This is a genomic window from Alkalibacter saccharofermentans DSM 14828 (assembly GCF_900128885.1).
In the GTDB taxonomy this organism is placed as follows: Bacteria; Bacillota; Clostridia; order Eubacteriales; family Alkalibacteraceae; genus Alkalibacter; species Alkalibacter saccharofermentans.
This window is the reverse complement of record NZ_FQTU01000003.1, coordinates 140,710-155,066: the sequence shown is the minus strand read 5'-3', so window position 1 is coordinate 155,066 and position 14,357 is coordinate 140,710. Positions and strand designations below refer to the sequence as shown.

The window sequence follows — 14,357 nt, the reverse complement described above, 5'->3', positions numbered from 1 at the left end:
AGTTTCGGATCAAGCATCTCTTAAGCTTATTCCCAGCTCATTTTTGCAGCTATCCAGTATCTTATCCATGACCGCTCTTATTTCATCATCAGTCAAGGTTCTGTCGCTTGCCTGGAAATACAGAGAGTATGCCATGCTTTTATGCCCCTTTTGTATCTGGGAGCCTTGGTATACGTCAAACAGCACAACATCCTTAAGTAGATTCCCACCGCTTTTTCTTATGGTGTCCTCTATTTTTCTTGCAGGAAGCATTTCTTCAGCTAAAAACGCCAAGTCCCTTAGGATACCCGGATATCTTGGTAGTTCCTCAAATTTTATCTCCTTGTTAGACAGCTCAAATATCTTCTCGAAGTTTAACTCTCCACAGTAGGTTTTTGCCGGCAAGTCGTAGTTTTTACAGACCTTGGGATGCACTTCGCCGAAGTAGCCGATTTCTTGTCCTCCAACCATTATTATAGCATTTCTGTTGGGATGATAAATCGGAAGCGCTCCTTTCAGATACTCTACTCTCTGACTCGGAATCCTGGCTTTTTCCATTATCAGCTCCACTATTCCCTTGATACTGAAAAAGTCCTTTTCGCCATACATTCCCAACGAAAGGCTTTTTGTCTCTACGGGCAGGCAGTCTCTATCCCCGGCATTTATATATTTTACCGCAAATTCAAAAAACGCTCCTTCAGTCAGGTTTCTGTTGTAGTTATGGGATATGACTTGAAGCATGCCTGGCAGCAAAGTGGTTCTCATGAGGCTGTTTTCCTCGCCGAGAGGGTTTATTAGCTCAATGCTGTCATTTAGCAAGTCGTCATCACTAGATAAGTTCATATCCATAAGTTTGTTTCTGCTGGTAAATGAATAGGTCAAAATTTCGTAAAGATTATTATTTACCAAAGTGTCTTTGACGTCATTTTCAAACTTTTGAGATAGCGATCTCCCACCCTCAGTTGCCGTGCCGCTTATCACTGTATTGGGTATATTGTTATAGCCGTATAGTCTGGCAATTTCCTCTGCAATATCTTCTTTTATGTCAAGATCCTGCCTAAAAGTAGGGACTTTCACAGTTATGACACCACCCTCAATAGAGGCTGCAAGCTCCAATCTTTCAAGGTATTCTGTCATTTCCTCAACAGTAATATCTATTCCTATAAACTCATTGACCCAATTGCCCTCCACCTTAATCTCTTTTGTATCCGGTTTGTTGACATAGGCGTCTATTTTTCCGTTTATCAGCTCACAAGCCCCCAGCTCAATTAGGAGCTGCGCTGCTCTGTCGGCTGCTAAACCTGCCAGTTCAGGGTCGATACCCTTCTCGAATTTAGTTGAAGAGTCCGTTCTGAAATTCAATTTCTTTGTTGTATTTCTTACCCGGTTTTTTTCGAAATTAGCTGATTCTATTACTATCGTTTCCGTATCGCTTCCTATCTCGGAGTTTTCTCCTCCCATGATTCCGGCAATAGCAACTGGTATATCTCCATTTGTTATGACTAAAGCGTCTTCGTCCAAAATTCTTTCGCTTCCGTCCAAGGTAGTAGTTTTTTCACCCTCTAAAGCACTTCTGACCACTATTTTGTCGCTTCCCAGCTTTGCATAGTCAAAAGCATGAAGTGGTTGACCTGTCTCTAGCATAACATAATTTGTCACGTCCACTATCACATTAATTGGTCTGATCCCACAGTTCAACAGCCTCCTCGCCATCCATGCAGGCGAGGGTCCTATCGACTTGACGTTCATCATCCTCGCCACATACCTGGGGCATGCTTGAGTATCAAGAATCTCTACCGACAACTTCTCATCAATTTTGCCGATTCCTGAATTGTCATCTATATCAATTACCGGCATTAAAAGATGTCTGGCAAATGTAGCTGAGGTCTCCCTAGCCATTCCAATGATCGAGTGGCAATCCGGCCTGTTGGCAGTAAGCTCAAATTCAACTATTGTATCATCCAGTCCAAGAAGAGGTTTCGCATCCATACCCAGCTCGTAGTCCTCCTTGAATATGAATATTCCTTCTGTTTCCTCTTTGGGCATCAGACTGGTCTTCATTCCAAGCTCCCCTGCCGAGCACAGCATCCCTGTTGACTCAACTCCTCTTAGCTTGGTTTTTTTAATTTTAAGTCCTCCAACAAGCTTTGCTCCCGGAAGCGCTACCGGTATCTTATCCCCTTGCTTTATGTTGTCCGCACCTGTCACTATCTGCAGCGTTTGATCTCCCACGTCCACCTGACAAATCACCAGCTTGTCCGCCTGGGGGTGAGATTCAATTTTAACAATCTTTCCCACTACAACTTTTTCAATTTCTTCTCCCAGTATATCCAAGGATTCCACCTTGCTACCACTCATAGTCATTTCGTCACAGTATATTACCGGGTCTATGTCGCTAATATCTACAAACTCTTTTAGCCATTCCAATGAAACATGCATTTGTGATTCCTCCCGTTTATCTGAATTGTTTTAAAAATCTTATGTCGTTTTCGAACATCAGCCTTAAATCGCTTATTCCGTACTTAATCATCGCTATCCTGTCAAGTCCCATTCCAAAGGCAAAGCCGCTGTACTTGGCGGAGTCTATGCCGCATACCTCTAATACGTTGGGATGGACCATTCCGCATCCCAGTATTTCTATCCAACCTGTATTTTGACAAACCCTGCATCCTTTGCCGTGACATATAAAGCATGTCACATCCATTTCCGCGCTAGGTTCTGTAAAGTAAAACTGATGGGGTCTGAACTTCGTCTTTGTATCCGATCCGAACATTTCCTTTGCAAACAGATCCAGTGTGCCTTTTAGATCACTCATCGTGATGTTTTCATCAATGACCAAGCCCTCAGCCTGATGAAATACCGGGGAGTGGGTGGCGTCGATCTCGTCGGAGCGATAAACCCTTCCCGGCGCCAATATTCTGATGGGTGGAGTCTGGCTCTTCATCATCGTTCTTATTTGAATCGGAGAGGTCTGGGTTCTCAGCACCTTGTCATCATCAACATAAAATGTATCCTGATGATCTCTTGAAGTATGATCTTTAGGAATATTTAAATGATCGAAATTGTACTCTGCCCATTCTATTTCCGGACCTTCCTCGACAGAAAATCCTAGACCTATAAAAATGTCGCTTAAGTCTTTTATCACTATGTTAAGGGGATGATGGCTCCCTATGTCAGGCTTTTTCCCCGGCAATGTTATATCAATAGCCTCTAGTTCAAATTGCCTTTCGTGCTCCATCTCGATGATTCTTTCCTTTTGATCTGCCAATGTATTTTCTATGGCTTCACGAACCTCGTTGGCGAGTTTTCCCACCGCAGGCCTCTCCTCTTTGGAAAGCTTGCCCATATCCCTTAAGAGCAACGTCAGCGCTCCTTTTTTACCTGACACTCTCACTCTTATCTCTTCAAGCTTATCAGATGAATCAGCTCTTTTGATTTCTTCTACAAATGTTTCTTTTACCGCCATTAACTGCTCTTTCATTGTTGACTCCTTTCGACTGAACGATTTCCATTTAATTTAAATAAAAAAAACCCTTGCCGTAGGCAAGGGACGATTAATACCGCGGTACCACCCTGATTGATGCGCTCAAGCACATCCACTTAAATTATTAACGGCAATTGCCGGCAAAATGTACTAATGTTTCCATCCTGCACTCAGGAGTGAATTTCAACCCAGCCTTATAAGAACCTTCCAGCAATACGATTCTCTCTCTAAATAAGACGTCAGGGCATACTTATCTCCATCATCGTTTTAAATATGCAATTACATTAAATTATAACATTTCAATTTAAAAAGTCAATAATCCGGTGAAAAATGGTACAGTAAAATCCCGGCTGCAACGGAAACGTTCAGTGACTCCGCCTTGCCGTAGATCGGAATCTTCACCAAATGATCGCTTTCATTCAAAATTGTCTTGTCAATACCTGAACCTTCATTTCCGAATACCAGCACGGATTTGTCTGTTACTGAAACATCCTTGTAATTTAAACTGCCTTCCAGTGAGCTTGAAATGATTTTGTAACCTAGGTTCTTGACATAAGCTATGAATTCTTCCCCATTGACCTCTCGAAGGATATCAATATTCAAGACAGATCCCATGGTAGCCCTAACCGCTTTCGGGCTGTACACATCTGCACAACCCCTGGTGCAAACCACCATATCGTAGCCTGCTGCATCAGCAGTTCTGATTATGGTCCCTAGATTCCCAGGATCTTGAACTCTGTCCAGCATTACAACCCTGTAGGCTTTTTCATAATCGATCTTATCAAATGTAAAATCTTCGATAGAGCACAGCGCCATTATGCCCTGGGGGCTGACTGTATCAAAAGATGCTTTTAAAAGCCTGTCTTCAACGATATATATTCGTTCAGAAGCGACACCGGCAAGCTCCTTGTATTTTTTTAGGTTGTCACGGTAATATGTCGTTGACATGAAGATCGAATCTATTGTCCTTCCGTTTTCCATAGCCAGTTCTACGGATTTAAAACCTTCCAGCACAAAGTTCCCGAACTGATCCCTATGTTTTTTTTGTTTTAGCTTGATCAACATTTTTAGTTTCTGATTGTCTTTGCTCGATATATATAACATTATCTACCATCATCTGTTTTTATTTTTGCTAAACAGCGCTTATCTCCCACTACCACCAAAATATCACCGGCTTCAATCTCGTCCGTGGCTACCGGTGATATGTTCAGTTCATCTCCCCGCTTGATCGCTATGACATTTATTCCGTGCTTAATCCTAAGCTTTAGGTCTTGAAGACTCTTTCCTCCCCACTGTTCTAATGCATTGATTTCTATTATGCTGTGTTCCGGATCAAGTTCTATGAGGTCTAGTATCTTGTTTGATACCATGTAATGGGCAACCCTTTTTCCCATATCCCTTTCAGGCAAGAATACTTTTTCGATACCTATTTTGTGCAATACCTTTGCATGCTGCTCGTTTTGAGCTTTTGCATAAATCTCCGGAATTTCAAGCTCCTGAACGTTTAACACCGTCATCAAACTGGCATTGATGTCAGAAGCAATGGACACTATGGCACAGTCGATATTTTTTAGCCCAATGGATTTCAAAGTGTCGATATCTGTAGTATCAGCCTGAACAGCATGCGTAACCATGTCGGCTATGGCTTTAATCCGCTCTTCATCCTTATCTATGGCTAGAACATCGTATCCTAAATCATATAGCTTAGAAGCCAGGCTGAAGCCAAAACGGCCTATTCCCAAAACTGCAAATTGTTTCATCATATATCATCCTCTTCATTTATAGACTATACCAGGATTTTCCCATCCGGATATTTATACCTGCCACTTTCGTGAGTTGACTGTATCTCTCTAATAGCAAAAGCCATGGTAAGTGGTCCTACCCTGCCAATAAACATCGTGATTATTATTATCATTCTGCCTATAGGAGTCAAATCAGGGGTAATGCCCATGCTTAGTCCCACAGTACCGAAAGCTGATATTGCTTCAAACATGATTTCAGTCAAGGAGGCACTTTCCGTTATCGTCAGAAGCACTATATCAAACATCAACAATATTACTCCTATTATGATGATCGCGATTGCCCGCTTTACCACATCTGATGTTATTGTTCTTCCGAAAGCTTCCGTTTCTTTTCTTCCTCTCAAAATCGAAACTAATGAAAACAGAACAACGCCGAATGTGCTTGTCTTGATCCCTCCAGCAGTGGAACCCGGGGAACCTCCAATGAACATCAGCACCATCACAATTATCAGCGTGCCATTTGTCAATGAAGCTGTGTCTATCGTATTAAAGCCTGCAGTACGAGGGGTGATTGCCATAAATAACGACGCCAACATCTTGCCTGGCCAAGAGAGGTTCCCCAAAGTCTGGGGATTTCCTGATTCCAGCAAAAAAAACAGAAGAGCTGCAGAGGCTATCAGGGCTCCACTCACGGATAGCACAACTTTGGTATGCAAATTTATCTGTTTTAAGTTTCTGACCTTAAACAAATCGTTTATTACTGCAAACCCAATGCCTCCCAGCACTATAAGCATCATAATCGTCAGGCTTACAATAGCATCCTCAACATATGGGGTCACGCTTCTGTAATCTCCCATAAGATCAAACCCCGCATTGCAAAAAGCGGATATGGAGTGGAAAACCGACATCTTTATGCCTTCTGATAATCCATATTCGGGAATGAACCTGGTTGAAAGCAGAACCGCTCCAATTACCTCGACCACAAAAGTAAACATCAAAATGTATATGACGAACTTAACCACACCCTCCAAGGTGTTTGAGCTTAAAGAATCCTTTATCAGGATCCTCTCCTTGATGGTGATTCGCTTTCCGGCGATCAAAAAAATAAAGGTAGTCATGGTCATAAAGCCAAGCCCCCCTACCTGTATTAAAAACAGTATGACTCCATGACCAAAACCCGACCAATATGTAGCAGTATCCACGACAACCAGGCCTGTAACACAAACCGCTGATGTGGCTGTAAAAAGAGCTGTCAATACCCCCGGGCTTTCCCCAACAGCAGTTGCCTGAGGCAGCATCAAGAGCATCGTTCCAAAGACAATAATTAATCCAAACCCAAACACGAGAATTTGGGGAGTTTTTATGCGGTCTCTTTTAATGAAATATTTCATTATTTTAATAAATTTTTCTCTCAAGACAATCCCCACTTTACGCTGACATTAAGGCAATGATAATATAAAAATTTAATAATTGCAAGGTTTTGAATTACAAAAAAAAGATCCCAAGGGATCTTAGTTTAGTTTACTCTTAGCAACGTCTACCAATTGCGTAAATGCTGTCATGTCAGCAACTGCTAACTCAGCCAATATTTTTCTGTCTATCTGAACATCTGCAAGCTTAAGACCGTGCATCAATCTGCTGTAGCTGATGTCATTTATTCTTGCAGCTGCATTGATTCTTGATATCCAAAGCTTTCTGTAATCTCTTTTCTTTTGCTTTCTTCCTGAATATGCTGATCTAAGGGCTCTCATTACGGCTTCATTTGCTGGTCTGAACTGCTTGCTTTTAGCTCCGTAGTAGCCTTTAGCGAGTTTTAATATTTTTTTATGCTTCTTTTTAGCGTTAATCGCTTTTTTTACTCTTGCCATTTCTTAACCTCCTGTCTGATTTTATTTATTAATATGGTAAGATTTTTTTCATGTTTGCAGCATCTGCACCTTCCAAGTAACCGTTTTGTCTTAACTTTCTTTTTCTCTTTTGAGATTTTTTAGTTAAAATATGGCTTCTAAAGGCTTTCGCTCTTTTAACCTTTCCGGATTTTGTAACTTTGAATCTTTTTGCCGCTCCTCTGTGGGATTTCATTTTAGGCATTTTGCTTCCTCCCTCCGTTATATGTATAAGTTGGTTCATTTATAATCAAACTAAATTGGTTTGATGTCTGTTAACTTTCTTTTTTAGGCACCAAGTACATAACCATGCTTCTGCCTTCCATGACCGGTAGTTTTTCAACCTTTCCGGAATCAGCGACTATATCGGCAAACTTCATCAAAAGCTCTCTGCCTGTATCCGTATAGGCCATTTCTCTTCCTCTAAACCTAACCGAAGCTTTAACCCTGTCTCCGTTTTCCAAAAACTTAATGCAGTTTTTGGCCTTTACGTTAAGGTCGTGGTCTTGTACCGCAGCAGACATTCTTATTTCCTTTACATTGATGACCTTTTGCTTCTTCTTGGCTTCTTTGTCTTTTCTGCTTTGCTCGTATTTGAATTTTCCGTAATCCATGATTTTGCAAACCGGTGGTTTTGCATTCGGGCTGATTTTAACCAGATCCAGTTCCTTTTCGTCAGCTAGCCTTTGAGCGTCTCTTGATGTCATTATTCCTAGCTGCTCGCCGTCGTCACCTATTACTCTGATTTCCTTGTCCCTGATCTGTTCATTGATTTGGATTTCTTTACTGATAAGTATACACCTCCGTATTAATTTAAAAACGCCTTGGCGCTTTTTGACTTATCGGCCTGTTAGCCTTTAAAGTTCCTATAAAATAAATAACAGGCAGGTAGAAATATCCACCTGCCTTAATTAACAATTAAAACATATTGACCCGAATCCTTTAGAACCCAAGGTGAGAAGTGGACCTTCTACTTCGTTACCAAGGAATCATATCACATTCTTCGCTCCTGAGTCAACCTTAATTGCGTTTTTCTTTGATTTCATCCAAAAGATTTTTCAAAACATCCTCTTTCCCCAAGAAACCCAAGTCTCCTTCTCTTCTGGATCTTACGGAAACAGTCTTGGTATCAACTTCCTTTTGGCCTAGGATCAGCATATAAGGAGTCTTTTGAAGCTGGGCTTCACGGATCTTGTAACCTATTTTTTCATCCCTTAAATCCAGTTCGGCTCTGATGTTATTATCCTTCAACATAGCGGCAATCTCTTTAGCGTATTCGTGATGAGCAGGAGCTATAGGCATAATCCTCACCTGCTCGGGAGATAGCCATAAAGGGAATGCCCCTGCGTAGTGCTCTATAAGTATTCCTATGAATCTCTCGATGCTTCCCAACACTGTCCTGTGCACCATTACCGGTCTGTGCTTTTCACCGTCTGCGCCTATATACGTCAGATCAAATCTCTCAGGCATCTGAAAATCCAACTGTATCGTTCCACACTGCCAAGTCCTTCCTATGCAGTCTTCCAGGTGAAAGTCGATTTTGGGTCCATAAAACGCTCCGTCCCCTTCGTTTATACGGTAGTTTATAGCCTTCTCCTCCAGGGTTTCCCTCAAAGCATCAGTGGCTATATCCCAATCCTTGTCATCTCCCATTGCCTTTTCAGGTTTAGTTGAAAGCTCCACCCTGTATGTAAATCCAAAGACCTTGTAGATTTTATCTGTCAGCTCTATTACTTCTATGATTTGCTCCTTTATCTGTTCTTTGGTCATATAGATGTGGGCATCATCCTGAGTGAAGTTTCTCACCCTCATGAGCCCATGAAGAGCTCCTGAAAGCTCGTGTCTGTGGACCAATCCCAGTTCCGCCATCTTAATCGGAAGATCCCTGTATGAGTGCATAGCCCTTTTATACATAAGCATGCCACCTGGACAATTCATCGGCTTTACAGCAAACTCCCTGTCATCAATCTGAGTAAAGTACATATTTTCCTTGTAATGACCCCAGTGTCCGGATCTTTTCCAAAGCTCCACATCCAAAATCACAGGAGTTTTTATTTCTTGGTAATCGTACTTGTCATGCTCCTGTCTCCAGAAATTTTCAAGTACATTCCTTAGCACCATTCCCTTTGGATGGAAAAATGGAAATCCAGGACCTTCCTCTTGTATTGAAAACAAGTCCAGCTCTTTTCCCAGCTTTCTGTGATCTCTTCTCTTTGCCTCCTCCAAACGGTTGATATAATCGTCAAGCATTGCTTTTTTAGGATATGCCGTCCCGTATATCCTTTGGAGCATCTTGTTCTTTTCGTCACCTCTCCAGTAAGCTCCGGCGATGCTCAAGAGCTTGTATGCTTTTAGGTTCCCTGTGTTCATAAGATGGGGACCTGCACAGAGGTCTATAAATTCACCTTGTTGGTAAAAGCTGATTACCGAATCTTCAGGAAGGCCTTCTATCAGCTCTACCTTGTAGTCTTCCCCCATGTCCTTCATTTTTTCCATGGCTTCTTGTCTAGGCAGCTCGAACCTGTCTATCTTGTGCTTTTCCTTGATGATTTTTTTCATTTCTCCTTCGATCTTTTCCAGATCTTCAGGGGTGAATGTTTTCTCTACATCAAAATCGTAATAAAACCCGTTGTCTATAGCCGGACCGATAGCCAACTTCGCCTCTGGAAATATCCTCTTTACTGCTTGGGCCATTACATGCGTTGAGGTATGCCAATATGCATGTTTTCCTCCATCACTGTCGAATGTCAAGATGTTTAAGCTGCAATATTCATGTATTTCTTTCCTGAGATCCACCAGCTCGTCGTTAATCTCCGCAGCGCAGGCTACCCTTGCCAGACCTTCACTAATATCGTTAGCCACCTGAAACGCCGTAGTGGGTTTATCATATTCTTTAACGCTTCCATCTTTCAAAGTAATCTTTATCATTTTTATCCCTCCGTTTAAAATCAAAAAATCCCTTGCCGAAGCAAGGGACGTAATATACGCGGTTCCACCCTAATTGATTGAAATCCTCTCATCTTGATAACGGTCATCCCGGCTAGGCCTACTTGATTCAACCTGCAACTCCAAGGTGGTGCCCACAAGCCCTGATTTAAAAGCACTTTCAGCTTTGTGCCTTCTCTCTAAAAACCGGAATCTTGCAGCGTGTCCTGTTCATCGTCTTTGAAGTTATTATATTAAAGCTTTTAATCCATGTCAAATATTTTGTTTAGAGAATCTCCACATCCGCAGGGATCTGGTAGATGACATCCTTTCTCTCAACTATAATCCTTGCCTTTGCCCTTAGCTTGTCATCTGCCTGAAACTGTTCTACCAGTTTTTTGATAGGGTTTATGAGCACCGGATGACCCACCATGCTGAGCATGGCAAAATCCCCTGTTGTATCCCCGTAAGCGTAGCTTGAATCAAGATCAATCCCCAACTTGTTTACATATTCTTCAATTACCTTATTCTTGCTTTCCGACTCCCACATTGGCACGATCTCTCCTGTAAATTTGTTGTCTTCATCTATTAGGTATTCCGTGCCTATATAGTAGTCTACATCATATTTTTGGGCCATTTTCTCTACTAGAAAAGAGGGGCTCCCCGAAATAAATATTACCTTGTGGCCTTGGCTTAGGTGCCACTTTATCCTGTCTCTGGTGTACCTATATACCCGCTCCCCTTTAAGCTTGACTACTTGGTCTGTTATAAAGTTGATGTAATCCCTGTCCAGTCCCTTCATGCTGTCAAGATAGATCTGGGCGATCTCTAGGAGATAGTCTTCATAGTCTCCGTGCCTTTTAACCCAGTTTTCAAACTTCCGCTTTGCATTTCCATGCCAAATTGAAGGGTCTAAAACCTCGTATTTTATTAGTTTTTTAAAATGCTCCACCATAAGAGAGTCCCGGTACAGCGTTCCGTCTACATCGAAAAAGGCTGCCGTGTTCATGCCGCCACCTCCATTTATGTCTTTTTTTAAATATACCGCTATTTTGTTGATTCAAACAAAATAGCGGTATATTTAAACCTCCAATATGAAAATGCTTCCTATGTCCTCGAGGGCGCCCCCATGGAGTTCCACTAAATCATATCCAGCTTTTTTTATAAAAGCTCTCAATTCTTCACCGTAAAGGTATTTATCCGTGCTGCCGTTTAAAAAGACTACCTTCTCACTTTCATCCACTCCGCAGCAGCCTCCTATGAATCCGTAATCAAGTCCGGGCAGCAGAATCCCTCCGGGCGGGACAAGAAGGGTTTCTATGCCCAAACCTAAAGTTTTTTTTCCAATGACTGGATCAGAAGTTACTGCTCTGCTGCCGCCAATTGATATCATGGAGCACTTTGCGTATCCTTGTCTTACTCCGACCGGTTTTATGTTTTCTTTCGCGAGCTCTGCTCTCACGATGGAATCCGTATGCGACAGCTTGTGAAAATAGTACTTGCCGCATATTCCCACATTGTAATAGATGTTTTCAGGGTATTTTCCTTTAAGCTCCATTTGGCCTGTCAATACCTCCAAGCCAGCTTTTTTCATCGACCCCAAGGTTTCATGGTGAATTTTGGGATGGACGACTATTTTGTTCTTTCCGACGGGACATACTTGAATATCCCCATGAGAACTAATTGCTGTGTATAGATCCTCCAAAGGCTTAATGAAGATTAGCTTATCCACCAGCTTTAGAATGCTTTCTCTGGATTCCCTTCTTATTTCTTCAGATGCAAGACATATTTTCATTTAGGCATTTCCGCGCTCTCTATATCTCTTGATACTCTCTCCTCATACTTTTCAGCAAGCATCGAAACAGTTTTATCATTCAAGTCAAAATTCATGTCATCTATTTTAGATACTGAGAGCACTCCTATTGAAGTTCCTGTTAAAAATACCGCCTCGACTTCCTCCAACTCTTTCACCGAGATGTACTTTTCAGTTATATTTATAGATTCTTCCATACAAATGCTAAATATCTGTTTCCTTGTAATGCCAGGAAGAACGCTTCCTGCAGGAGCTGTATAGATGCCGTCTTTTTTAACAAAGAATACATTCGTTTTGCTGCCCTCTAAAATCTCGTTTTTCTCATCTACGAACAATAGCTCAAAAACTCCTTGATACTCCTGTTTTTCAAGGAGATCCTTGTATGATTCAGCAGTGCTTTTTATATTGGGATCCTTTCGTCTGCCTTTATAAGTCCTGGCTAAAACCCCCAAATCCCTTGATAACTCAGGGGGAGCTGCAGTTTTTAACAAGTACATCATCAGGTCGTATCCATCCTCATTTGGGGATATTACGATTCTTACGTTGACACCTGGGATATCATTGATATCAATCAACTCCCATACCTGCTTTTTTATGGTTTCCATATCGGGAAGGTCTTTAAATCCCGCCATCTCCAAGGATATCTTGAATCTATTCAAATGATCCTTTAAAAACAACGGTTTGCCCCTTAAGACCTTCATCACTTCGTATATGCTAGATCCCTTAAAGGAAACATCACCTTTTGCGGTTACCAGAACTTTTCCGTTTAATAAAAAATATTTCCCAACCATCTCTGCCATGTCATATCACTCCAAATATCATTCTAGTTTTATCTTACCACAAGGTTTGTTATAGAGTATAGTTTTAATCATTTCATTATTGGATATATATATTGTAAATATTAAAACTTCGGGAAGGTGAAATCATGAAAATTACTTACAACAAGCTTATTCGAGACAAAATTCCAGAGCTCATAGAAAAAAGCGGCAGAAAGCACTCCGTTAAAGAATTAAACGAGAAAGAGTACCATGATGCCTTGATAGATAAAATCATCGAAGAGATTCAAGAGTTTAGGGAGTCCGACAACGAGGAGGAGCTAGCAGACATTTATGAGGCTTTAGAATGCCTTGTCGAGTTGAAGGATTATGAACCTATGCATATAGATTATCTCAGGCTTAAAAAAAGGGAAGCTCAAGGTTCTTTCAATAAAAGACTTCTCTTGGAAGAAGTAGAAGAAGAGGAAAGCTAAAACATAGCGAGCGGCCATGGCCGCTCGCTATGTTACCTGAAAAAAATATCAAAAAACGTACTCACGATGTTTGCTCCACTTATCCAAATTCCTATGGTGCATCCAATATTCGAAAAGGCTACGACCAGCAATATCCTGGTTACCTTGTTTTTCCAGAAACCTTTCAACGTGTATAGATCCTTTGACAAGTTCTCAAAATCTTCCACCTTCGGTTTTCTTATATGCGCTTCCATCAACCCTGCAAACCACCCCGTGGCAAGAAAAGGATTTATCGCACTAAAAGGAGCCATTACAAATGATGTTATGGCGGAGTATATATGACCAAATGCCAAAAACGTCCCTATCGCCGCCAGTGTCCCAACCCACAGCACGAAATTTATGACTTGGTTTATTCCTAGACTGCTGTCCACTGAAAACGTCAGCATTATCATAAGAATTATCAGTCCCGGTATTATCCATCCGCTCAACTTTGAAAACATCGACTTTTCCGGAATGCTGTCAAGCTCCTTTATGTCTTGCTCCTTGAACAATTCCAGCTTGACTCCCGGAGTGTGGGCCGCTCCCAAAACCGCCAGTATTTTTTCACCGGGGGCATTTTTTATTTTGTAGGCAAGATACTGATCTCTCTCGTCCACTATGTATTTCTTAAGATCAGGAAATGCCTTTGAAAGCTCCGCCAATGCGGATGTGAGCATATCCTCTGTCTTCATCCTCTCCAAATCCTCTTCGGTAATCGCCTCATCGTCTATAAGGCTGTACATTATGCTGGAAATCAGCTTTATCTTGCCCCATAGAGATACCTTTCGCCATAGCCTGACAAATGTGGTTTGGATGTTTCTGTCTGCCAAAACGGTTTTAGCCCCAACCTCTTCCGCGGAGTTGATTCCCTGTATCATCTCTTGGCCTGCATTTATTTCAAACTGTTCGGCAATCTTTCTTTGATAATTGGACAGTATGATGTTGGTGAGCATGAAGCCGGCCTTTTTTTCTTTAATTATCTTGACTATGTCCGTATTTCGCCATTTATCCTTGTCCTTTATGGACTTGTATCTTTGTTCGTCAAGCTCTATGCATACTGAATCGGGTTTTTCTCTTTCTATAAGCTCTTTAACCTGTTCAGCGCTATTTTTCGAGACATGGGCTGTACCCAGCAGTATTATTTCCTTGTCATTTAGTTTTATCCTGTGAACGTTTTTTTCTTCCAAATCATCACCTAGCCATTTCTTTAGTAAACTGGACTCATATTTCATTTTAATCGATTTAAACTAAAATTAAAAGC

General features: G+C 41.5%; 14 protein-coding genes and 2 other annotated features. Of the genes, 1 reads left to right on the top strand and 13 read right to left on the bottom strand.

Annotation, left to right across the window (positions count from 1 at the left end):
- Nucleotides 1–9 precede the first annotated feature (9 nt).
- The 12 genes from pheT to BUB93_RS03625 all read right to left on the bottom strand — a co-directional run bounded on the left by pheT (nucleotide 10) and on the right by BUB93_RS03625 (nucleotide 12,629).
- A complete protein-coding gene (gene pheT / locus BUB93_RS03680; protein ID WP_073269728.1) occupies nucleotides 10–2,418 on the bottom strand; it encodes a phenylalanine--tRNA ligase subunit beta in 2,409 nt (802 codons plus the stop codon).
- 16 nt (nucleotides 2,419–2,434) lie between these two features.
- Complete coding sequence (gene pheS, locus BUB93_RS03675; protein ID WP_073269727.1) at nucleotides 2,435–3,460, bottom strand: phenylalanine--tRNA ligase subunit alpha; 1,026 nt, start codon at nucleotides 3,458–3,460, stop codon at nucleotides 2,435–2,437.
- 62 nt (nucleotides 3,461–3,522) lie between these two features.
- Nucleotides 3,523–3,735 (bottom strand) — a binding site (T-box leader).
- A 40-nt stretch (nucleotides 3,736–3,775) separates the two neighbouring features.
- Nucleotides 3,776–4,567 (bottom strand): TrmH family RNA methyltransferase, encoded by a 792-nt coding sequence (locus tag BUB93_RS03670; RefSeq protein WP_073269726.1) that lies wholly within the window; start codon nucleotides 4,565–4,567, stop codon nucleotides 3,776–3,778.
- Nucleotides 4,567–5,226, bottom strand: coding sequence for a potassium channel family protein (locus tag BUB93_RS03665; protein WP_073269725.1), 660 nt, complete (start codon nucleotides 5,224–5,226; stop codon nucleotides 4,567–4,569). Before BUB93_RS03665 ends, BUB93_RS03670 begins: the two co-directional genes overlap by 1 nt.
- A gap of 23 nt (nucleotides 5,227–5,249) precedes the next feature.
- A complete protein-coding gene (locus tag BUB93_RS03660) occupies nucleotides 5,250–6,620 on the bottom strand; it encodes a TrkH family potassium uptake protein (RefSeq protein ID WP_242945319.1) in 1,371 nt (456 codons plus the stop codon).
- 96 nt (nucleotides 6,621–6,716) lie between these two features.
- Complete coding sequence (gene rplT / locus BUB93_RS03655; protein ID WP_073269724.1) at nucleotides 6,717–7,073, bottom strand: 50S ribosomal protein L20; 357 nt, start codon at nucleotides 7,071–7,073, stop codon at nucleotides 6,717–6,719.
- Nucleotides 7,074–7,101: 28 nt separating this feature from the next.
- The gene (rpmI, locus tag BUB93_RS03650) at nucleotides 7,102–7,296 is read right to left on the bottom strand and encodes a 50S ribosomal protein L35 (RefSeq protein WP_073269723.1); all 195 of its coding nucleotides are present in this window, start codon (nucleotides 7,294–7,296) and stop codon (nucleotides 7,102–7,104) included.
- A 70-nt stretch (nucleotides 7,297–7,366) separates the two neighbouring features.
- On the bottom strand, nucleotides 7,367–7,888 hold the full coding sequence (infC, locus tag BUB93_RS03645) for a translation initiation factor IF-3 (RefSeq protein ID WP_073269722.1): 522 nt from the start codon (nucleotides 7,886–7,888) through the stop codon (nucleotides 7,367–7,369).
- A gap of 223 nt (nucleotides 7,889–8,111) precedes the next feature.
- On the bottom strand, nucleotides 8,112–10,019 hold the full coding sequence (thrS, locus tag BUB93_RS03640) for a threonine--tRNA ligase (protein ID WP_073269721.1): 1,908 nt from the start codon (nucleotides 10,017–10,019) through the stop codon (nucleotides 8,112–8,114).
- Between the two features lie 40 nt (nucleotides 10,020–10,059).
- Nucleotides 10,060–10,260 (bottom strand) — a binding site (T-box leader).
- Nucleotides 10,261–10,302: 42 nt separating this feature from the next.
- Nucleotides 10,303–11,025, bottom strand: coding sequence for an HAD family hydrolase (locus BUB93_RS03635; RefSeq protein WP_073269720.1), 723 nt, complete (start codon nucleotides 11,023–11,025; stop codon nucleotides 10,303–10,305).
- A gap of 72 nt (nucleotides 11,026–11,097) precedes the next feature.
- Nucleotides 11,098–11,811, bottom strand: coding sequence for a DUF6873 family GME fold protein (locus tag BUB93_RS03630; protein ID WP_073269719.1), 714 nt, complete (start codon nucleotides 11,809–11,811; stop codon nucleotides 11,098–11,100).
- The gene (locus BUB93_RS03625) at nucleotides 11,808–12,629 is read right to left on the bottom strand and encodes an aminotransferase class IV (RefSeq protein WP_073269718.1); all 822 of its coding nucleotides are present in this window, start codon (nucleotides 12,627–12,629) and stop codon (nucleotides 11,808–11,810) included. Before BUB93_RS03625 ends, BUB93_RS03630 begins: the two co-directional genes overlap by 4 nt.
- A 125-nt stretch (nucleotides 12,630–12,754) precedes the next feature.
- On the opposite strand from BUB93_RS03625, the gene BUB93_RS03620 reads away from it, so the two are divergent.
- On the top strand, nucleotides 12,755–13,078 hold the full coding sequence (locus tag BUB93_RS03620) for a nucleoside triphosphate pyrophosphohydrolase (protein WP_073269717.1): 324 nt from the start codon (nucleotides 12,755–12,757) through the stop codon (nucleotides 13,076–13,078).
- Nucleotides 13,079–13,110: 32 nt separating this feature from the next.
- On the opposite strand, the gene BUB93_RS03615 is transcribed toward BUB93_RS03620, so the two are convergent.
- The gene (locus BUB93_RS03615; protein WP_073269716.1) at nucleotides 13,111–14,328 is read right to left on the bottom strand and encodes a TraB/GumN family protein; all 1,218 of its coding nucleotides are present in this window, start codon (nucleotides 14,326–14,328) and stop codon (nucleotides 13,111–13,113) included.
- Nucleotides 14,329–14,357 lie beyond the last annotated feature (29 nt).